The sequence below is a fragment of the Xylanimonas ulmi genome (genome assembly GCF_004216535.1).
GTDB classification, from domain to species: Bacteria; Actinomycetota; Actinomycetes; order Actinomycetales; family Cellulomonadaceae; genus Xylanimonas; species Xylanimonas ulmi.
Genome location: NZ_SGWX01000001.1, coordinates 2,205,862 through 2,226,304, shown reverse-complemented (window position 1 = coordinate 2,226,304; position 20,443 = coordinate 2,205,862). Strand labels below are relative to the sequence as shown.

The following is a 20,443-nucleotide window of genomic DNA, read 5'->3' as shown; positions in this document are numbered from 1 at the left end:
GGTGGTTTCGACAGGCTCAACCACCGGGGGAGGTGAGGGTCAGCCGGCGGCGGCCTCGTCGTCGGGGGCCTCGACGGCCTGCAGCGCCTTCTGGTCCAACGCCGCGATCGACTCGATCGACACGACCCGCTCCTCCTCGGCGGCGAGCAGCTCCGACTTGGTGATCGGACGCGGCACCTCCTCGATGCCCTTGACCTCCTCGATCGCGTCCTTCTCGTCGACCACGTCGAGCGCGACCATGCGCCGAGCTGAGGTGAGCACGTTGCGCTCGAGCGAGGCGATCATCGAGTTGTAGGACTTGGTCGCGCGCTCCAGGCCCGCGCCCGTGGCCGTGATGTGCTTGGTCATGGTCACGAGCCGGCCGTGCAGCTCCTTGCCGACCCGCAGCACCTCCTGGGCGTTGCGCGCGAGCGCGTCCTGGCGCCACGCGTAGGCGACGGTGCGCAGCAGGGCGACCATCGTCATGGGCGTCGCGATGATGACGTTCTTGCGCACGGCGTCCTCGAGCAGCGCCGGGTCGCGCTCGGCGGCCGCGGAGAGGAACACCTCGGCCGGGACGAACATCACGACGAACTCGGGCGCCGGGTCGAACTGGTTCCAGTACCTCTTCTCCGCCAGGTCCTCGACGTGCTTGCGCATGTGGCGCACGTGCGCGTCGAGGCGGGCCTCGCGCACCGCGGGGTCCTGCGCCTGCTGGGCCTCGAGGTAGCCGACGAACGCGACCTTGGCGTCGACGACGACGCTCTTGCCGCCGGCCAGGCGCACCACCATGTCGGGGCGCAGCGTGCCGTCGTCGGTCGCGACCGAGGCCTGCTCGACGAAGTCGACGTTGCGGAGCATGCCCGCGGCCTCGACGACGCGACGCAGTTGTAGCTCGCCCCACGCCCCGCGCGTCTGCGACGAGCGCAGCGCGGTGACCAGGTCGCTCGTGCCCTTGCGCAGGTCGGCGTTGGCCAGTTCGAGCTGGCGCAGGTGCTCGCTGAGCTGCGACTGACCCTCGCGGCGCTTGGCCTCGGCGTCGGTGACCTGCGTCTGGACCTTCTCCAGCGACTTGTTGAGCGGCTCGACCAACGCGCGGAACGCCTGCTCGCGCTGCGCCAGGACCTCCTCGTTCTTGGTCGTGGACGCCCGCAGGGTCTGCTGGGCCAGGTCGAGGAACTGCTTCGAGTTGGCCGCCAGCGCCTCGCCCGCGACCGACTGGAACCGCTGCCGCTCGGCGTCCTGGTCAGCCTTGACCTCGCGCAGGCGCGCCTCACCCTCGGCGCGGGCTTGCGCGACGCGCCGGTCGGAGTCCTCGCGCGCGGCGTCGAGCTGCTCGCGCAGGCCCGCCGCATCGCGGCGCGCTCCCTCCAGCTCCGCGTGCCCGCGCGCGAGCTCGATGTCGGCGGAGCGACGGGCCGCGGTGGCGCGGTTGGCGGCCACGAGCCAGCCGATGAGGATGCCCACCGCGAGCGCCCCGAGCAGGAGCCCGATCCAGGTCGTCGTCGTCATGCCCGCAGCGTCGCACGAGCCACTGACAGTGACCGCGACCCTCGCCTGATCGTTGCGGCGACACGGGTTCGCAGACGGCGCCTGCGGATCGGCGCCGACGCATGGGACGAGGGCGGCGTCGTGGCGACGCGCGCACCGGTTCATGGAGCACCCCGCGAGCGTGGTCGCGGTGTTCGGGTGGGGATTCGCCGTCGTCTTCAGCGCGCGGCTCGCGCTCGTGGTGCGGCGGTGGCGGCGCCGTCCCCCCGGCGCTGACCCGCGTTGATCGTGGGCTGGTCGATGTCGGACCGGGCCCCTACGCTTCCGGGAGGCGGCCCCGGGGCCGTCGACGCACGACGTCCGCGCCTTGACATAGAACCAGGTGATTTCGCTGTCCGCGCCCGTCCCGCAGAATGACCAGCAGCAGCCGCCGCTGCCCCCGCCCGACCCGACCGCGGCGCTGAGCCTGCGCGGACTGTGGAAGCGGTTCGGCCAGAAGATCGCGGTCGCGGGCATCAGCCTCGACGTGCCGGCCGGCTCGTTCTACGGCCTGGTCGGGCCCAACGGGGCGGGCAAGACGACGACGCTGTCGATGGCGACGGGCCTGTTGCGCCCCGACTTCGGCGCCGCGAGCGTGCTCGGCGTCGACCTGTGGACGCGCACCCTGGAGGCCAAGCGGCTGCTCGGCGTCCTGCCGGACGGGGTGCGGTTGTTCGACCGGCTCACGGGCGCCCAGCTCATCTCGTATGCGGGCCTGCTGCGTGGGCTCGACCGCGACACGGTCGCCGAGCGCACCGAGGACCTGCTGCGCGCGATGGACCTGCTGGCCGACCGCGACACGTTCGTCGTCGACTACTCGGCGGGCATGACCAAGAAGGTCGCGCTGGCGTCCGCGATGATCCACGCGCCGCGCGTGCTGGTGCTCGACGAGCCGTTCGAGGCCGTCGACCCGGTCAGCGCCGCGAACATCCGCGACATCCTGCACGCCTACGTCGCCGACGGCGGCTCGGTGGTCGTCTCGAGCCACGTCATGGACCTGGTGCAGCGCATGTGCAGCCACGTCGCCGTGATCGCGGGTGGTCACGTGCTCGCCGCGGGCACCGTCGAGCAGGTGCGCGGCGAGCAGACCCTTGAGGACCGGTTCGTCGACCTCGTGGGCGGCCGAAAGGAAGGGGAGGGGCTCGCGTGGTTGCGCAGTTCGTCCGCCTCAAGCTGACGTTGCTGGCCAACACGTTCCGTCGGAGCGTGTGGCAGACCATCGGCGTCATCGTCGGCGCCCTGTACGCGCTGAGCATCGTCGTCATCGCGCTGGCCGGGGCGATCGGCGGCGGCTTCGTGGACCCCGTCGCGACGGGGCAGGTGATGGTCGTGGCCGGGTCGGTGCTCGTGCTGGCCTGGCTGGTCGTGCCCGTGTTCCTGTACGGCGTCGACGCGACACTCGACCCGCACCGCTTCGTCACCTACCCGATCCCGCGCCCGCAGCTCCTGGCGGGCCTCGCCGTCGCGGGCCTGGTGTCGATTCCCGGCCTGGCGACGTTGCTGACCGTCGTGGGAACCGCGTTCGCCTGGTGGCGCACGCCGCTGGTCGTGCTCGCCGCGCTGGTCGGGGCGGCGCTCGCGCTCGGACTGTGCGTGGTGGGCTCGCGCGCCGTCACGACGGCGCTGTCCCCACTGCTCGAGTCGCGGCGCTCGCGCGAGGTGCTGGCGATCGTCGCGATCGTCCCGCTCATGCTGATCGGCCCGGGCATGTCGTGGTTCTCGCAGCAGGCCGCCGACGTGACCGACGAGGGCGGGATGTCGGGCGCGATCGCCGCCGCCGCCCGGGTGCTGGGGTGGACGCCGCTCGGCGCGCCCTGGGGCCTGGCCGCTGCGGCGCACGACGGCGCATGGCTCGGCGCGCTGGGCCGCCTCGCCGTCGCCGCGGGGACGCTCGCGCTCCTGGTGTGGGTGTGGGACCGCTCGCTCACCCGCACGCTGACCGCGCCCGCCACGGGCGGCGGCAAGGGCGCCAAGGCCAAGGGCCTGGGCATGTTCAACCGGTTCCCGGCGACGCCGACCGGCGCCGTCGCGGCGCGCGCGGCCACCTACTGGCTGCGCGACCCGCGCTACTCGACGTCGATCGTCATCGTCCCGCTGCTCCCGGTCGTGCTTGCGTTCGCCGCGCGCGGCGCCGACGGCGGCGCCAGCGGCGTCGTGCTGGCGCTCGCGCCGTTGACGGCGTGGGTGCTCGGGTTCTCGATCTCCGCCGACATCGCCTACGACCACACGGCGTTCGCGCTGCACGTGGCGACAGGCGTCGAGGGCCGCGCGGACCGCTGGGGACGCGTGATCCCCGTCCTGGTGGTCGGGGCGCCGCTCACGGTGGCCTACGGCGTGCTCTCGGCCGCGATCACGGGGCACTGGCCGTGGCTCGTGCCCATCCTCGGGCTGAGCCTGGGCACGATCGCGGCGTCGGCGGGCGTGTCGAGCGCGGTGTCGGCGCACTGGCTCTACCCGGTCGCCAAGCCGGGGGAGAGCCCGCTCAAGCAGCCGCAGGGCTCGGCGGGGGCCACCATGCTGGCGCAGGCGGTGGCCTCGGGCCTGACGATGGCGGTCAGCGCTCCCGCGATCGCGCTGACGCTGCTCGCCATCCTGCTGCCGAGCCCGGCGCTCGGCTGGGTCACGCTCCTCGTGGCCCCGGTGCTGGGCGTCGTCGTGCTGGTGCTCGGCGTGCGGTGGGGTGCGCGGCGCTTCGACCAGCGTGCGCCCGAACTGCTCCAACGCGTGCTGTCCTACGCGTGACGTTGACGCCAGGCCGCTCCGCGCGGCCTGGCGTAGCGTCGCGCCATGGCCCCTGTCTCCTGCGACGACGACGCGCGCGGCGCCCGGTTTGACGCCCTTGAGGCGCCGGGCGCCCGCTTCTGGCTCAGCGACCTGACCGGGGCGCGCTTCGAGCAGACCTCCCTCGCCGACGTCGTCATGCGCGGTGTCGACCTGTCCAACGCCGACGTCGACGGCGACCTGCGCGGGCTGGTGCTCAACGGCGTCGCGGTCGCGCCGCTCGTCGAGGCCGAGCTCGACCGCCGCCACCCCGGGCGCGCGTCGCGGCGCTCACCAGATCCCGCCGCACAGCTCGCGGCGTTCGAGGCGGCGCAGCGCGCATGGGACGCGACGATCGACCGGGCGGCGTCGCGGCCGGCGCTGCGCGACGCGCGCGCCGACGGCGAGTGGTCGATCGCCCAGACGCTGCGGCACCTGGTGTTCGCGACCGACGGCTGGCTGCGGCACGCGGTGCTGGGCCTGCCCGACGCGTTCGCGCCGATCGGTCTGCCGTTCACCGAGTGGTGGGATCAGGCCGCCGGGCTCGGAGTCGACGTCGCCGCCACCCCGACCTGGGACGAGGTGCTGGCCGTGCGCGCCGAGCGCACGGCGCAGGTGCGGGCGTTTCTCGCGGACGTCTCCCGCGAGCATTTCGCGGCGCCTCCCGCGGGTCTGCCCCCGTGGCACGACGACGGCACGGCGGACCTGAGCGCCTGGAGCGTCGCGCGTTGCCTCGGCGTCATCGGGAACGAGGAGTGGGAGCATCTGCGCTTCACGATGCGCGACCTGGACGCGGTCGAGCGCGGGCTCGCCCCGTAGACTTGCCCTCCGTGGCTCTCACCATCGGCATCGTCGGCCTGCCCAACGTCGGCAAGTCCACCCTCTTCAACGCCCTGACGCGCAACCAGGTGCTCGCCGCGAACTACCCGTTCGCGACCATCGAGCCGAACGTGGGGGTCGTGCCGCTGCCCGACCCGCGCCTGGCCACGCTCGCCGGGATCTTCGGCAGCGAGCGCATCCTGCCCGCGACGGTGTCCTTCGTCGACATCGCGGGGATCGTCAAGGGCGCGTCCGAGGGGGAGGGCCTGGGCAACAAGTTCCTCGCGAACATCCGCGAGGCTGACGCGATCTGCCAGGTGACGCGCGTCTTCTCCGACCCCGACGTCGTGCGGGTCGAGGGCTCGACCGACGCGGCGGGCGACATCGAGACCATCGCGACCGAGCTCATCCTGGCCGACCTCCAGACGCTTGAGAAGGCGCTGCCGCGCATCGAGAAGGAGGTCAAGATCAAGCGGGGCGACCCGGCTCTGCTCGAGGCGGGCCGCACAGCGCAGGCCGTCCTGGAGAGTGGCACGACGCTCTTCCAGGGCGCCGAGGCCGCGGGCCTCGACCTCGCCGAGATCGCGTCGTTCCAGCTCATGACGGCCAAGCCGTTCATCTACGTCTTCAACACCGACGACGCCGGGCTGGCCGACTCCGCGATGCAGGAGCAGTTGCGCGCGCTGGTCGCCCCGGCCGACGCGATCTTCCTCGACGCCAAGTTCGAGTCCGAGCTCGTCGAGCTCGAGCCCGACGAGGCCCAGGAGATGCTGGAGGCCAGCGGCCAGGATGAGTCGGGCCTCGACCAGCTCGCCAAGGTCGGGTTCCACACCCTCGGTCTGCAGACCTACCTCACGGCGGGCCCCAAGGAGTCGCGCGCCTGGACGATCCGCAAGGGGTGGAAAGCCCCGCAGGCGGCCGGCGTCATCCACACCGACTTCGAGCGCGGCTTCATCAAGGCCGAGGTCATTGGGTTCGACGACCTGGTCGATGCGGGCTCGGTCGCGGCGGCGCGCGCGGCGGGCAAGGCCCGCATCGAGGGCAAGGACTACGTCATGGCGGACGGCGACGTCGTGGAGTTCCGCTTCAACGTGTAGCGCCCTCGGGCGAGGTCGGCCACCGGCGCCGCGACCGTCGCGTTGCCCGCAGTCTGAGAAGAGCCGCGGCTTTTGGGACATCGCGTGCCACGGGCGTCTAGTTTCGAGCCATGACGGCACTCGGCGACGACGAGCGGGCCGCCTGGTACGACGTTGAGAACGTCTGGGGCCCCGATGATGACTTCTTCCTCGCGCTCGCGAACGAGCGCCCCGAGCGACGGGTGCTCGACCTCGGGTGTGGCACGGGCCGCCTGACCCTCGCGCTCGCGCGCGCCGGGCATCTGGTCACCGGCGTCGATCCGGACCGGGCCGCGCTGGCCTTGGCCCGGACCAAGCCCGGCGCCGACGACGTCATCTGGGTCGAGGGCACCTCGTCGGCGCTCGACGACGCCGAGTTCGACGTCGCTCTCATGACCGGTCATGTCGTCCAGGCGATCACCGACCCGCGCGACTGGGCCGAGACGCTGACCGACCTGCGCCGCGTGCTGGCGCCCGGCGGCGTGCTCGCGTTCGACACGCGCGACCCCGCCGCGCGGGCGTGGGAGCGGTGGACCCCGGCGGGCTCGCGCGAGGCCGTGACGCTGGCCGACGGCACGCAAGCGGTCGGTTGGTACGACGTGACGCACGTGGGGTCGGACGGCGTCGTGACGTTCGACGACCACCGGGTGCTCGCGGACGGGTCTGAGACCGTCGACGAGTGGCGGCTCGCGTTCCGCGACGAGGGGCGGCTGCGTGCCGACCTGGCCGGTGCGGGCTTCGCCGAGGTCACGGTGGCAGGGGGCTGGCGCCGGGAGCCGGTGGGCGAGGGCTTGGGTGAGCTGGTGGTGGTCGCGTGGCGCTGAATGGTGCGTCCCTGTCGGGCCGCGGCCATCGGAGGGGCCATGCGTCGCCCAGCGACACACGGATGCAATTTGTGTGAATCCGCCGTTAAGTACGAGTACCGAACAGATAACGGTTCGGCCCGTGTTGGCGCAAAACAGACAATCTAGCCCCGTGGCGCTCTACCATCGGGCCAGTCCGCAATGTGGACTGGCGCGCCTCATGCGTGAGAGTGTGGCGCGATTCGGTCGACGACACGCGATGCGTGCCCTGCACTGAGGAGAGACATGAAGATCAGGCGTTTCGCCGGGTTGACCGCCATGGTCGCCGCTGGCGCCCTCGCCCTGTCGGCCTGCGGGTCCGGCGACACGGGCTCTGACGACGCGACCGGGGCCGCCGACGGGGCGTCGACGGGAATCGTGATCGCGAACGGCACCGAGCCGCAGAACCCGCTGATCCCGACCAACACCAACGAGGTGGGCGGTGGCCGGATCATCGACCTGCTGTTCGCCGGACTCGTCTACTACGACGCCGACGGCGCTCCGCACAACGACGTCGCGGAGTCGATCACGTCCGACGACAACACCACGTGGACGATCAAGCTCAAGGACGGCCAGACGTTCTCCGACGGCACGCCCGTGCACGCCGAGAACTTCGTCAAGGCCTGGGACTACGGCGCGCTGCTGTCCAACAAGCAGCTCTCCTCGTACTTCTTCGAGTCGATCAAGGGGTACTCGGCCGACGAGGACGCCTCGCTCGTCGACGGCGGCGGCCTGACGGTCGACGATGACCTGACCTTCACGGTCGTGCTCACCGGCCCCGAGTCGGACTTCCCGCTGCGCCTGGGCTACTCGGCCTACTACCCGCTGCCCCTGTCGGCCTTCGACGACATGGAGGCCTTCGGCGAGGCCCCGATCGGCAACGGCCCGTACAAGCTCGACGAGTGGAACCACAACGTCGAGGCGAAGATGAGCCCCAACGAGTCGTACACCGGCGACCGTCAGGCCAAGAACGGCGGCGTGACGTTCGCGTTCTACACCGACCTCAACGCGGCCTACAACGACCTGCTGGCGGGCAACCTCGACGTCCTGGACCAGATCCCGGACTCCGAGATCGCCAACTTCGAGTCGGACCTCGGCGACCGCGCGGTCAACCAGCCGGCCGCCATCTTCCAGTCCTTCACGATCAACGTGAACCTGCCGCACTTCGGCATGGACGAGGAGGGTCTGCTCCGCCGCGCCGCGCTGTCGATGGCGATCGACCGCGACCAGATCACCGACGTGATCTTCCAGGGCACGCGCACCCCCGCCACCGACTTCACGTCGCCGGTCATCAACGGCTGGTCGGACAGCGTTCCGGGCAACGAGGTGCTGAAGTTCGACGCGGCCAAGGCCAAGGACCTGTGGACGCAGGCCGACGCGATCTCGCCGTACAGCGGCACCTTCACGATCGCCTACAACGCCGACGGCCCGCACCAGGCCTGGGTCGAGGCGGTCGCCAACTCGATCAAGAACACGCTGGGCATCGACGCCGAGGGGCTCAGCTACCCCGACTTCGCGACCCTGCGCGCGGACGTCACCAACCGCACGCTGACCGGCGCGAACCGGTCGGGGTGGCAGGCCGACTACCCGTCGCTGTTCAACTTCCTCGGCCCGCTCTATGGCACCGGGGCCGGCTCGAACGACGGCGACTACTCGAACCCCGACGTCGACCGGCTGCTGTCCGAGGGCCTGTCGGCCGACTCGGTCGAGGCCGCCAACGCCAAGTTCCAGGAGGTCCAGGAGCAGCTGTTCAAGGACCTGCCGGCGATCCCGCTCTGGTACCAGAACGTGTCGGGTGGCTCGGCCGAGACGGTCGACAACGTCGAGTTCGGGTGGAACAGCGTTCCGCTGCTCTACGAGGTCACCAAGGGCTGACCTGATCGATACCACGCCGCCGTGGGGCCGTTCGACGGTCCCACGGCGGCGTGGCACGTCGTCACCGCAGCACGCAAGAACGAAAGGCGTCATTCATGGCGTGGTACGCAGCCCGAAGGCTGTTGCAGCTCATCCCGGTGTTTCTCGGGGCGACGCTGCTGATCTATGCGATGGTGTTCCTCCTGCCAGGGGACCCGATCGCCGCGCTCGGCGGTGACCGGGGTCTGCCCCCGGCCGTCGCGGAGCAACTGCGCGCGCAGTACCACCTCGACCAGCCGTTCTTGGTGCAGTACGGGCTCTACCTCAAGGGCCTGCTCACCGGTGACTTCGGTATGTCGTTCTCGCGTCGGCCGGTCGCCGACCTGCTCGCCGCCGCATTCCCGACGACCCTCAAGCTCGCGGGACTCACGCTCGTGATCGAGGCCGTGGCGGGCATCGGCGTGGGCCTGTGGGCGGGAATCCGCAAGGGCGGCATCTTCGACTCGACCTTCCTGGTCATCTCGCTCGTCCTGATCGCCGTGCCGATCTTCGTGCTCGGCTTCGCGGCGCAGGTGCTGTTCGGCGTCCGCCTCGGCTGGGTGCCGCCGACGGTGGGCGGCAACGTCTCGTTCCGGACATTGATCTTGCCGGCCATCGTGCTCGCGAGCGTCTCGTTCGCCTACATCCTGCGGCTGACCCGCACGACCGTGGCCGAGAACCGGACGGCCGACCATGTGCGCACCGCGACGGCCAAGGGCCTGTCGGGGCGGCGGGTGACCGGCGTGCACGTGCTGCGCAACTCGCTGATCCCCGTGGTCACCTACCTCGGCACCGACGTCGGCGCGCTGCTCGGCGGCGCCGTGGTCACCGAGGGCATCTTCAACATCCCCGGCGTGGGCAACCTGCTCTTCAGCGCGATCAACCGGCACGAGGCGCCCACCATCGTGTCGGTGACGACGTTCCTGGTCATCGTCTACCTGATCTCGAACCTGATCGTCGACCTGCTCTACGCCGTGCTCGACCCGAGGATCCGTTATGCCTGACGCCCCCCTCAACGCCCGTCCCGACGACGGCGGACCTGCGGGCTCCGCAGTGACCGTGCGGCCCGGGCAGAGCCACTTCTTCGCCCAGTTCGACGACGCGGAGGCGCTGGGCGCCGTCGACGCCCCGGACGAGACCACCGCGCCGACCAGCCTGTGGAAGGACGCCTGGCTGCAGATGCGCCGTCGTCCGCTGTTCTGGGTCTCGGCCTTCCTCATCGTGCTCGTGGTGCTCGTGGCCGCGTTCCCCCAGTTGTTCTCCCAGACCAACCCGCGGTTCTGCGAGTTGGGCCGCTCGCTCGGCGAGCCGGGCGCCGGACACTGGTTCGGCTTCGACCGCCAGGGTTGCGACATCTACGCGCGCGTCGTGTTCGGCGCGCGCGCCTCGGTCACGGTCGGTGTGCTGACGACCCTGGGCGTCAGTGTGCTGGGCGTCGTCGTCGGCTCCATCGCCGGGTACTACGGCAAGTGGTTCGACGTGATCCTCTCGCGCGTCACGGACATCTTCTTCGCCATCCCGCTGCTGCTCGCGGCGATCCTGGTCGCCTCGGTGTTCTCGCAGAACCGCACCACGCTGCTCGTAGCCGCGGTGCTGGCGGTGTTCGGCTGGCCGCAGATCGCGCGCATCACGCGCGGCGCGGTGCTGAGCGTCAAGAACAACGAGTTCGTCACCGCAGCGCAGGCGCTGGGCATCAGCAAGCCCGGCATCCTGCTGCGCCACGTCATCCCCAACGCGATCGCGCCCGTGATCGCGACGGCGACGGTCGCGCTGGGCACGTTCATCGTCGTCGAGGCGACCCTGTCGTTCCTGGGCGTCGGCCTGCCGCCGTCGGTCGTCTCCTGGGGCGGCGACATCGCGCGCGCCCAGCAGGTCATCCGCAACGCCCCGCAGCTGCTGTTCTACCCCGGCGCGGCGCTCGGCCTGACCGTGCTCAGCTTCATCATGATGGGCGACGTCGTGCGCGACGCCCTCGACCCGAAGGCGCGTACCCGATGACCACCACCCCCACCCCCGAGCCCTCGGACCAGACGCCGCTGCTCGAGGTCACGGGCCTCGAGGTCTCGTTCAAGACGAGCCAGGGCGAGGTGCGGGCCGTGCGCGGCGTGGACCTGACGGTCTACCCAGGCCAGTCGGTCGCGATCGTCGGTGAGTCCGGCTCGGGCAAGTCGACCATGGCGCACGCGGTCATCAACCTGCTGCCGGGCACCGGCCGGATCACCGGCGGGTCGATCCGCTTCGACGGGCGCGAGCTCGTCGGGGCGGGCAAGAGGGAGATCGTCGCCCTGCGTGGGCGCGAGATCGGCCTGGTCCCGCAGGACCCGATGTCGAACCTCAACCCCGTGTGGCGCATCGGCTTCCAGATCAAGGAGGCGCTGACGGCCAACGGCGTCGACACCCGCCAGCGCCGCCAGCGGCTCACGGACGGGATCGTCGAGATCGAGACGTCGTCGGGCGACGAGCTGTACCTCGGCAGCGCGGGGAAGCGTGCGCTGCTCGCGGCGCTGCGCGCCGCGGGGCTGGATGAGGCCGCCGTCACGAGCGTCGACGCCGCGCTCGCGGTCGGCTCGACCACGCGCGCGCAGGCCGTGGGCATCCTGGAGTCGGCAGGCGTCCGCGACGCCGCGGCCCTGGCCGCCCGGCACGTCACGGGGGCGAACGCGACCGACCGCGTGGCCGGCCTGCTCGCCGAGGCGGGCCTCGCCGACGCCGAACGGCGGGCGCGGCAGTACCCGCACGAGTACTCGGGCGGTATGCGCCAGCGCGCGCTCATCGCGATGGGCCTGGCCGCGCGGCCGAAGCTGCTCATCGCCGACGAGCCGACGTCGGCCCTCGACGTGACGGTGCAGAAGAAGATCCTCGACCACCTGGGGACGCTCACCACCGAGCTCGGCACGGCCGTGCTGTTCATCACGCACGACCTGGGCCTGGCCGCCGAGCGCGCCGAGCACCTGGTCGTGATGTACAAGGGCAAGGTCGTCGAGTCGGGGCCGTCGCGCCAGATCCTGCGGGCGCCGCGGCACCCGTACACCCAGCGCCTGGTGGCGGCTGCGCCGTCGCTCGCGAGCCGCCGCATCCAGAGCGCGCACGCGGCCGGCGTCCAGACGGCGGAGCTGCTCGCCTCGCACGCCGCGTCGGGGGCGGGGCAGCGCGGCGACGACATCATCGAGGTCAAGGATCTAACGAAGGTGTTCCGCATCCGCGGCTCGCGGCCGGGCGCGGGCGTGGACTTCACGGCGGTCGACTCGATCAGCTTCTCGCTGCCGCGCGGGTCGACGCTCGCCCTGGTGGGGGAGTCGGGCTCGGGCAAGTCCACGGCGGCCAACATGGTTCTGGGCCTGCTGGAGCCGACGTCGGGCCGCGTGGACTTCGACGGCGTCGACGTCACGTCACTGACGGGCAAAGAGGCGTTCCGGTTCCGCCGGCGCATCCAGCCGGTGTTCCAGAACCCGTACGGGTCGCTCGACCCGATGTTCTCGATCTACCGGACCATCGAGGAGCCGCTGCGCGTCCACCAGGTTGGTGACGCCAAGGCGCGCGAGAGCCGCGTGCGCGAGCTGCTCGACATGGTCGCGCTGCCCGCCTCGATGATGCGCCGGTTCCCCAACGAGCTGTCGGGAGGTCAGCGTCAGCGCATCGCGGTCGCGCGGGCGCTCGCGCTCAACCCCGAGGTGATCGTGCTCGACGAGGCCGTCTCGGCGCTTGACGTGCTGGTCCAGGCGCAGGTGTTGACGCTGCTCAACGACCTGCAGGCCCAGCTCGGGCTGTCGTACCTGTTCATCACGCACGACCTCGCGGTGGTCCGCCAGATCGCCGACAAGGTGTGCGTCATGGAGAAGGGCCGGATCGTCGAGCAGGGCGTGACCGACGAGATCTTCGACCACCCGACGCAGGACTACACGCGCGAGCTGTTGGCGGCCATCCCGGGTGCGAGCCTGGAGATCGGCCCCGAGGTGCCCGTGCTCTGACGCCTCCGCTCCGACGACGGCGGTCGCTCCCTCGGGGAGCGGCCGCCGTCGTCGTGTGGGTGGCGCGAATCGTGCAGTCATTCTGACGCCCCCCTTCAGGCTAGATCGCGAATTGGTAACGTCAACACTCGGTAAAGTCGACAAATCGGGCAAACCGGGACGGTGTGCCACCTAGATTCGGGCTCGTCCCGCGGCACAGGCGCGAGCCATATCGCTCGCGCCCCGCACACCGCTCGATAAAGGACCTCCATGAAGACCAGGCGTATTGCCGCAGCCGTCGCCGCCGCCACAGCCGGCGCGATCGTGCTCTCGGCCTGCTCGACCCCCGACGTCGCCGGCGTCGACGGACAGGACACCCAGTCCGTCACCGTCGCCTGGGGTCAGCCCTTCTTCTCCCAGAACAACCTCACCGCGGGGGGCAACTCCGCCCACAACGCGAACATCCTGTACCTGACGCAGTCGAGCCTCTACTTCTACAACGACGACCTCGAACTGCAGTTCAACGAGGACTTCGGGACCATCGAGACCATCTCGGAGAGCCCGCTGACCGTCGAGGTCACCATCAACGAGGGCGTCGTCTGGTCGGACGGCACGCCCGTCGACGCGGCCGACCTGATCCTGTCCTGGGGCGCCCAGAACCCCAGGTTCAACACCGTGGCCGACACCGAGGTCGAGACCGACGAGGACGGCAACGAGATCATCGCCGAGGGCGACGTCTGGTTCTCCGGCACCGGCCCGGTCATGGAGCTCGTCTCGCAGTTCCCGGAGATCTCCGAGGACGGCCGCTCGATCACCATGGTCTTCGACGACACGCGCCCCGACTGGATGATGGACGTCAGCGTCCCGCCGGTCGCGGCCCACGCCGTCGCCGACCTCGCGCTCGACATCTCCGACGCGCAGGAGGCCAAGGACACCCTGGTCGCCGCCTTCCGGGACAACGACACCGCGAAGCTCGCCGAGATCGCGGACACCTGGAACAACGCGTTCAACTTCAGCTCGATGCCGGACGACCCGCGCCTGTTCCTGTCGAACGGCCCGTTCGTCATCGACGAGTTCGTCGAGAACCAGCACATCACGCTCGTGCGCAACGAGAAGTTCAACTGGGGCCCCACCCCGAAGGTCGACGAGATCACCGTCCGGTTCATCTCCGACCCGCTGGCCCAGATCACCGCGCTGCAGAACGGCGAGGTCGACATCATCTCGCCCGACTCGACCCCCGACGTGCTGGCGACCCTCGCCGGCGTCGACGGCGTCGTCTACGAGACCGGCGTCGAGGGCACCTGGGAGCACATCGACCTGACGTTCGACAACGCCGGCCCGTTCGACCCCGCCTCCTACGGCGGCAACGCGGACGCCGCCCGCCTGGTGCGCCAGGCGTTCCTCCTGGCCGTGCCGCGCCAGCAGATCATCGACACGCTGATCCGCCCGCTGCAGGACGACGCCGAGATGCGCAACTCGTTCCTGTTCGTGCCCGGCGCCCCCGGCTACGAGGAGACCGTCGCCAACAACGGCTCCGACTTCTTCGCCGCGACCGACATCGACAAGGCCAAGGACCTGCTCGACCAGGCCCGCGCGCTGTACCCGGACATGCCCGAGACGATCGACGTGCGCTTCCTGTTCGGCGCCTCGAACCCGCGCCGGGCCAACCAGTTCCAGCTCATCCAGGCCTCGGCCGGCCAGGCCGGCTTCAACGTCATCGACGATGGCGACGACACCTGGGGCCTGCGCCTCGGCGACGGCACCTACGACGCGACGCTGTTCGGCTGGCAGTCGACCAACACGTTCCTGCTGAACGGTGAGTCGAACTACATCACCGGCGGCCAGAACAACTTCGGCGGGTTCTCCAACGCGGAGCTCGACGACCTGTTCGGCCAGATCGCCGCGTCGCAGGACGACACGACCGACGAGGTGCGCCAGATCGCGGCGCGCATCGAGCAGATCCTGTTCGAGGAGGGCTTCGGCCTGCCGATCTTCCAGTTCCCCGGCGTCATCGCCCACAGCGAGCGCGTCGAGAACGTCTCGGTGATCCCGCTGGCGCCGACGATCTTCTGGAACTTCTGGGAGTGGGAGATCACGGGCTGAGCCCGCTGAGCCGAATCCGTTCGGGCGGGCGCGTCGCCCCCGTCTGAGCTCCCCGGAGGTGCGGGGGTGCCACGGCAGAAGTGCCAGGCACCCCCGCACCGCCGTCAGCGAGCCCCTGCTCGCCTCGCGCGCACCACCCAGACGGCCCAGAGTTCGCTGTAGGCGCCGTCGGGACCCGGCGCACGATTCAGACCTGTCTTGACGCCACATCCCCTGAGGCAAGGACTCCATGGCCACACCTGAGACGACCGACGTCGAGGACGCCGACACGGCTCCTCGCCCCGCGGTCACCAAGCGACCGTTCGCGCGGTCGGCCCCGATGCTGACCTTCATCGCTCGGCGCGTGCTGTCGTCGCTGCTCGTGCTGCTCGGCGCCACGTTCATCGTCTTCATGCTGTTCTCGTACTCGGTGGACCCGCTCGAGGACCTGCGGTTCTCGAACGCCCCGAACGTCCAGCAGCTCATGGACGAGCGCATCGCGCTGCTCAACCTCGATGTGCCGCCCGTGATCCGCTACTTCATGTGGCTCGGCGGCGTGCTGCGCGGCGACCTCGGCGCGAGCTGGCAGACCGGGCAGACCGTCTCCTCGATGCTCGGCTCGGCGATCCCCAGCACCGTGAGCCTCGTGGCCGCCTCGCTCATCCTGGCCATCGGCCTGGGCATCCTCGTGGGCATCATCGCGGCCCTGCGCCAATACACGCGCTTCGACTACGCCGTGACCTTCCTGTCCTTCGTGCTGTTCTCGCTGCCCTCGTTCTGGGTCGCGGTGCTGCTCAAGCTCTGGGGCGCCATCGGCTTCAACGACTTCCTGCGGGACCCCACCATCGCCTGGTACACGATCGCGCTGGTGTCGCTGCTGTCCGGCGGGCTGTGGTCCGCGATCATCGGCGGGGTGCGCCGCGCCCGCTGGGTCACGTTCGCCTCGGGCACGGTCGCGACGGCGATCGCCCTGGCGTTCATCTCCGAGACCGACTGGATCCTCGACCCGAGCCTCGGATACTTCGGCGTGGCGGTGCTCGGCGCCGGCGTCGCCTTCGGCGTCGTCGCCCTGACCGCGGGCCTGGCCAACAAGCGCGCCCTGTACGCGGCGCTGACCGCCGCCGGCGTGGGCGTGGCCCTGAAGTTCCCGCTCCAGTTCGTGTTCGTCAACGCCTCCTGGCCCCTCATCCTGGGTCTGGGCGTCGCCGCCATCGCCTCCGGCTGCCTCATCGGTTGGCTGTACGGCGGCCACGACCGTGGCGTGTCGATGCGCGCGGCCTCCATCACGGCGGTCATGACAGGCGCCTTCCTGTTCGTCGACCGCGTCATGCAGGTCTGGTACCTGTACAACCGGGCGCCGCAGATCAACCACCGCCCGATCTCGACCATCGGCGCCCAGACCCCGGGCCTGCGCGGCGACTTCTGGATCACCACGCTCGACCAGTGGACGCACCTGATCCTGCCGACCGTGACGCTCATCCTGATCTCGTTCGCCGGGTACACGCGCTACACGCGCGCCTCGATGCTCGAGGTCATGAACCAGGACTACATCCGCACCGCGCGGGCCAAGGGCCTGTCGGAGCGCGTGGTCACCGTGCGGCACGCGTTCCGCAACGCGCTCATCCCGCTCGCGACCATCGTGCCGCTCGACGTCGCGGCCATGTTCGGCGGCGCGATCATCACCGAGCGCATCTTCGCCTGGAGCGGCATGGGAGCCATGTTCATGTCCGCGCTGCAGCGCGCCGACGTGAACCCGATCATGGGCCACTTCCTGGTGATCGGCTCGCTCCTGGTCCTGGCCAGCATCCTGGTCGACTTCATCTACGCAGCCCTCGACCCTCGAATCCGGGTGAACGCATGAGCACCAGCACCCCCAGCGAAGGCGTCACCCCGGACGCCGTCGAGAACGCCATCGAGCTCAAGGAGGTCGAGGGCCTCTCCCAGGGCCGCATCGTCATGCGCCGCTTCGTGCGGCACCGCGGAGCGATGGCCTCGGTCGTCGTGCTGCTCGGCATCGTCGTGCTCGTCACGACGTCGATCGGCTGGGGCCCCATCCCCGGCTGGTGGCAGCACGGGTTCCGCGACCTGAACCCCATCGTCAACCCGGGTGGCGCGCCCACCATGGGCTTCGACGGCGGGTTCTCGATCGGCACGCACCCGTTCGGCCAGGACAACATCGGCCGTGACGTGTTCGCCATGGTCATGCGCGGCACGCAGCAGTCGCTGACCGTCATGGTGGTCATCGGCCTGTCGGGCACGGTCATCGGCGTGCTGCTCGGAGCCCTGTCGGGCTTCTTCCGCGGCTGGATCGACAACGTGGTCATGCGGTTCACCGACATGGTCATCACCATCCCGGTCATCATGGTCGGCGCCATCCTCGGCGTGCTGGTCGGCGGCGCCAACCCGTGGACGCTCGCGCTCGCGCTGTCCCTGGTGACGTGGACCACCATGGCCCGTCTGGTGCGCGCGCAGTTCTTCGCGCTGCGTGAGCAGGAGTTCGTCGACGCCGCGCGCGTCGCCGGCGCCTCGAACGCCCGCATCATGTTCAAGCACATCCTGCCCAACGCGGTGGGCGTGATCATCGTCAACGCGACGCTGCTCATGGCCTCGGCCATCCTGCTCGAGACGGCGCTGTCGTTCCTCGGCTTCGGCATCCGCCCGCCCGAGGTGTCGCTCGGCCAGCTCATCAACGAGTACCAGGCCGCGTTCGCGACGCGCCCGTGGCTGTTCTGGTGGCCCGGCGCCTTCATCGTGACCATCGCGCTGTGCGTCAACTTCATCGGCGACGGCCTGCGCGACGCGTTCGACCCGCGTCAGCGTCGCATCCCCACCAAGCGCGCGCTGGCCAAGGCCGACGCGAAGGCGATCAAGAAGGCCGCGAAGTCGCTCGCGGACGCCTGAGGATGTCAGCGCACGAGGAGCGTCACCACGCTGGCCGCGAGCAGCAGCGCCATCGCGGCCAGCGTGGCGACGTGCCAGCGCACCCGCGGCGTCGTGCGCTCGACGCGCGGGTCGTCGAGCACACCGGCGTCGCGCAGCTCCTCCCAGCGGGCCCGCACGATCATCGCGGCCTGGCCCGAGGCGGTCGTGGCCAGGTCCCCGGCGCGGATCGTGCCGCCGTCATAGGTGGAGGACGGGAGGTTGGCGACGGCGTCCTTGCCGGCGGTGGTCACCCGGGCCCGCCCGGGCGCCGGCGCCGCCCAGGCCGCATAGTCGCCGTAGGCGGTGTGCAGCGTGAGCGCGAACTTCGTCTCGACCCGCTCGATCGTGGGCCACGGCAGCTCGACGGTGCGGGTGACGTTGCGCAGCTCGACACCCGCCGGGCTCACCACCACCGCGGGGCGCCAGTAGGCGGCCCACACCCACAGCACCACCAGCGCGACCGGAGCGACGAAGGGCGCCGTCGCGGCGGCGTCGGACACCAGTCCGGCGATCACCGCCGCCGCCCCGACCACACCGGTCGCCACCGCCAGCACCCGGCCGAAGCCCGGCCGGTACTCCACCACCTCGCCCGACACCATGGCTCGATCGTCCCACGGGACGGCGTGCGCCCCACGGAAGGACCACGAACGTGACTGACGAGACGACGACCGGCGTCCCCGGCGCCTCGGCGGACGCCAAGGAGCCGATCCTGCAGGTCCGCGATCTGAGCGTCGAGTTCTTCGTCGACGGCGAGTGGTTCCCCGCCGCCGTCGACGTCTCCTACGACGTGCGCCCCGGCGAGGTCCTCGCGATCGTCGGCGAGTCCGGCTCGGGCAAGACGCAGACGTCGATGTCGCTCATCGGCCTGCTGCCCTCCAACGGCCGCTCCTCGGGCTCGGCCGTGCTGGCCGGGCGCGAGCTGCTCGGGCTGAGCCACAAGCAGCTCTCGCGGGTGCGCGGCAAGGACGTCTCGGTCATCTTCCAGGAGCCGATGACGGCGCTCAACCCCGTCTACACGGTCGGCTTCCAGATCATCGAGACGCTGCGCGTCCACTTCGACATGGGCCCGGCCGAGGCGCGTGAGCGCGCCATCGAGCTGCTGCGCATGGTCGAGCTGCCCGACCCCGCCAAGTCGGTCGACAAGTACCCGCACCAGCTCTCGGGCGGCCAGCGCCAGCGCGCCATGATCGCGCAGGCGCTCGCGTGCGAGCCCAAGCTGCTCATCGCCGACGAGCCGACGACGGCGCTCGACGTCACCGTGCAGGCCGAGATCCTGGGCCTCATGCGCGACCTGCGCCACCGCGTCGACGCCGGCATCATCCTCATCACGCACGACATGGGTGTGGTGGCCGACCTGGCCGACCGCGTCATGGTCATGCGCAACGGCCGCGTGGTCGAGTCCGGCTCGGCCGACGAGATCTTCAACCGCCCGCAGCACCCCTACACCCAGCAGCTGCTCGACGCCGTCCCGCACCTGGGGTCGGTCACGGGCGAGGCGGCCGCGCGGGCCGGCGCCGCGCACGTGGCGATCCCCGCCGCCCCCGCGGCCCCGGCCCCGGGCCAGGACGCGGCCCTGGAGGCCAAGGGCCTCGTGCTGGAGTACCCGGCGCGTGGGCGCGTGCCCGCGTTCCGGGCCATCAACGGCATCGACCTGACCATCGCCAAGGGCGAGGTCGTCGGCCTGGTCGGGGAGTCCGGCTCGGGCAAGACGACGGTCGGGCGCGCCGCCGTCGGGCTGCTGCCCGTCGCGCAGGGCTCGCTCAAGGTCAACGGCGTCGAGCTCGCGGGCGTCAAGCCCAAGGTGCTGCGCGCGGTGCGCCAGGACGTGTCGATCGTCTTCCAGGACCCGGGCTCCTCGCTCAACCCGCGGCTGCCCATCGGCGAGTCGATCGGCGAGCCGCTCAAGCTGCACAAGATCGCCAAGGGCGCCGAGCTCGACCGCCGGGTCGAGGCGCTGCTGGACCAGGTGCACCTGCCGCGCGCCATGCGCAACCGCTACCCGCACGAGCTGTCGGGCGGGCAGCGTCAGCGCGTGGGCATCGCGCGCGCCCTGTCGCTGTCGCCCAAGCTGCTCATCGCGGACGAGCCGACGTCGGCCCTGGACGTGTCGGTGCAGGCGCGCGTGCTGGAGCTGTTCCAGGAGCTGCAGCGCGAGTACGGGTTCGCGTGCCTGTTCATCAGCCACGACCTGGCGGTCGTCGAGCTGCTGTCGAGCCGCATCGCCGTCATGCACAAGGGCGACCTGGTCGAGGCAGGCCCGCGCGAGCAGATCCTGCACCACCCGCAGCAGGACTACACGCGCCGCCTGCTCGCAGCCGTCCCGGTCCCCAACCCGGCCGAGCAAAAGCGCCGCCGCGAAGACCGCGCCCGCCTCCTCACCACCCGCTGACCCCACCCCCACACACGCCCCACGCACGCAGAAATGGGACCCTGGCGGTCCGGTTATGCCCCTGGATAACCGGACCGCCAGGGTCCCATTTCTGCGGCGGGGAGGGGGAGGGGGTGGGGGTGGGTAGGATGGAGTGCCCGCAGCGCGTGCGGGAGACCCCAACCA

General features: G+C 70.9%; 15 protein-coding genes. 13 read left to right on the top strand and 2 right to left on the bottom strand.

The features are described from left to right. Positions 1-39: 39 nt before the first annotated feature. Complete coding sequence (locus EV386_RS10400; RefSeq protein WP_130414736.1) at positions 40-1,491, bottom strand: DNA recombination protein RmuC; 1,452 nt, start codon at positions 1,489-1,491, stop codon at positions 40-42. 361 nt (positions 1,492-1,852) lie between these two features. Between EV386_RS10400 and EV386_RS10395 the strand changes: the two genes are divergently transcribed. The 12 genes from EV386_RS10395 to EV386_RS10340 all read left to right on the top strand — a co-directional run bounded on the left by EV386_RS10395 (position 1,853) and on the right by EV386_RS10340 (position 17,868). After that, a complete protein-coding gene (locus tag EV386_RS10395; RefSeq protein WP_423218973.1) occupies positions 1,853-2,686 on the top strand; it encodes an ABC transporter ATP-binding protein in 834 nt (277 codons plus the stop codon). Then, positions 2,656-4,251, top strand: coding sequence for a hypothetical protein (locus EV386_RS10390; protein WP_130414734.1), 1,596 nt, complete (start codon positions 2,656-2,658; stop codon positions 4,249-4,251). The genes EV386_RS10395 and EV386_RS10390 overlap by 31 nt, the downstream gene beginning before the upstream one ends. A gap of 45 nt (positions 4,252-4,296) precedes the next feature. Further along, positions 4,297-5,088 carry a DinB family protein gene (locus EV386_RS10385; protein ID WP_130414732.1) on the top strand — a complete coding sequence of 264 codons (792 nt, stop codon included), beginning with the start codon at positions 4,297-4,299 and terminating at the stop codon, positions 5,086-5,088. Positions 5,089-5,099: 11 nt separating this feature from the next. Beyond that, positions 5,100-6,185 (top strand): redox-regulated ATPase YchF, encoded by a 1,086-nt coding sequence (gene ychF / locus EV386_RS10380; RefSeq protein WP_130414730.1) that lies wholly within the window; start codon positions 5,100-5,102, stop codon positions 6,183-6,185. Between the two features lie 110 nt (positions 6,186-6,295). Continuing rightward, positions 6,296-7,027 (top strand): class I SAM-dependent methyltransferase, encoded by a 732-nt coding sequence (locus EV386_RS10375; RefSeq protein WP_130414728.1) that lies wholly within the window; start codon positions 6,296-6,298, stop codon positions 7,025-7,027. 264 nt (positions 7,028-7,291) lie between these two features. Next, on the top strand, positions 7,292-8,920 hold the full coding sequence (locus EV386_RS10370) for a peptide ABC transporter substrate-binding protein (RefSeq protein ID WP_130414726.1): 1,629 nt from the start codon (positions 7,292-7,294) through the stop codon (positions 8,918-8,920). 95 nt (positions 8,921-9,015) lie between these two features. Beyond that, positions 9,016-9,942, top strand: coding sequence for an ABC transporter permease (locus tag EV386_RS10365; RefSeq protein WP_130414724.1), 927 nt, complete (start codon positions 9,016-9,018; stop codon positions 9,940-9,942). After that, positions 9,935-10,936, top strand: a complete 1,002-nt coding sequence (locus EV386_RS10360; RefSeq protein WP_130414722.1) for an ABC transporter permease — start codon at positions 9,935-9,937, stop codon at positions 10,934-10,936. The genes EV386_RS10365 and EV386_RS10360 overlap by 8 nt, the downstream gene beginning before the upstream one ends. Beyond that, positions 10,933-12,906 (top strand): dipeptide ABC transporter ATP-binding protein, encoded by a 1,974-nt coding sequence (locus tag EV386_RS10355; RefSeq protein WP_130414720.1) that lies wholly within the window; start codon positions 10,933-10,935, stop codon positions 12,904-12,906. The genes EV386_RS10360 and EV386_RS10355 overlap by 4 nt, the downstream gene beginning before the upstream one ends. A gap of 249 nt (positions 12,907-13,155) precedes the next feature. Next, positions 13,156-14,988, top strand: a complete 1,833-nt coding sequence (locus tag EV386_RS10350) for an ABC transporter family substrate-binding protein (protein ID WP_130414718.1) — start codon at positions 13,156-13,158, stop codon at positions 14,986-14,988. Between the two features lie 229 nt (positions 14,989-15,217). Next, entirely contained in the window at positions 15,218-16,828 is a 1,611-nt protein-coding gene (locus tag EV386_RS10345) for an ABC transporter permease (RefSeq protein WP_207216511.1), read from the top strand. Beyond that, a complete protein-coding gene (locus EV386_RS10340; protein ID WP_130414716.1) occupies positions 16,825-17,868 on the top strand; it encodes an ABC transporter permease in 1,044 nt (347 codons plus the stop codon). Before EV386_RS10345 ends, EV386_RS10340 begins: the two co-directional genes overlap by 4 nt. Before the next feature lie 5 nt (positions 17,869-17,873). On the opposite strand, the gene EV386_RS10335 is transcribed toward EV386_RS10340, so the two are convergent. Beyond that, on the bottom strand, positions 17,874-18,488 hold the full coding sequence (locus tag EV386_RS10335; RefSeq protein ID WP_242607912.1) for a PH domain-containing protein: 615 nt from the start codon (positions 18,486-18,488) through the stop codon (positions 17,874-17,876). A 50-nt stretch (positions 18,489-18,538) separates the two neighbouring features. Here EV386_RS10335 and EV386_RS10330 point away from each other — a divergent pair, with 50 nt between their 5' ends. Continuing rightward, on the top strand, positions 18,539-20,278 hold the full coding sequence (locus EV386_RS10330) for an ABC transporter ATP-binding protein (protein ID WP_130414714.1): 1,740 nt from the start codon (positions 18,539-18,541) through the stop codon (positions 20,276-20,278). Positions 20,279-20,443: the final 165 nt, after the last annotated feature.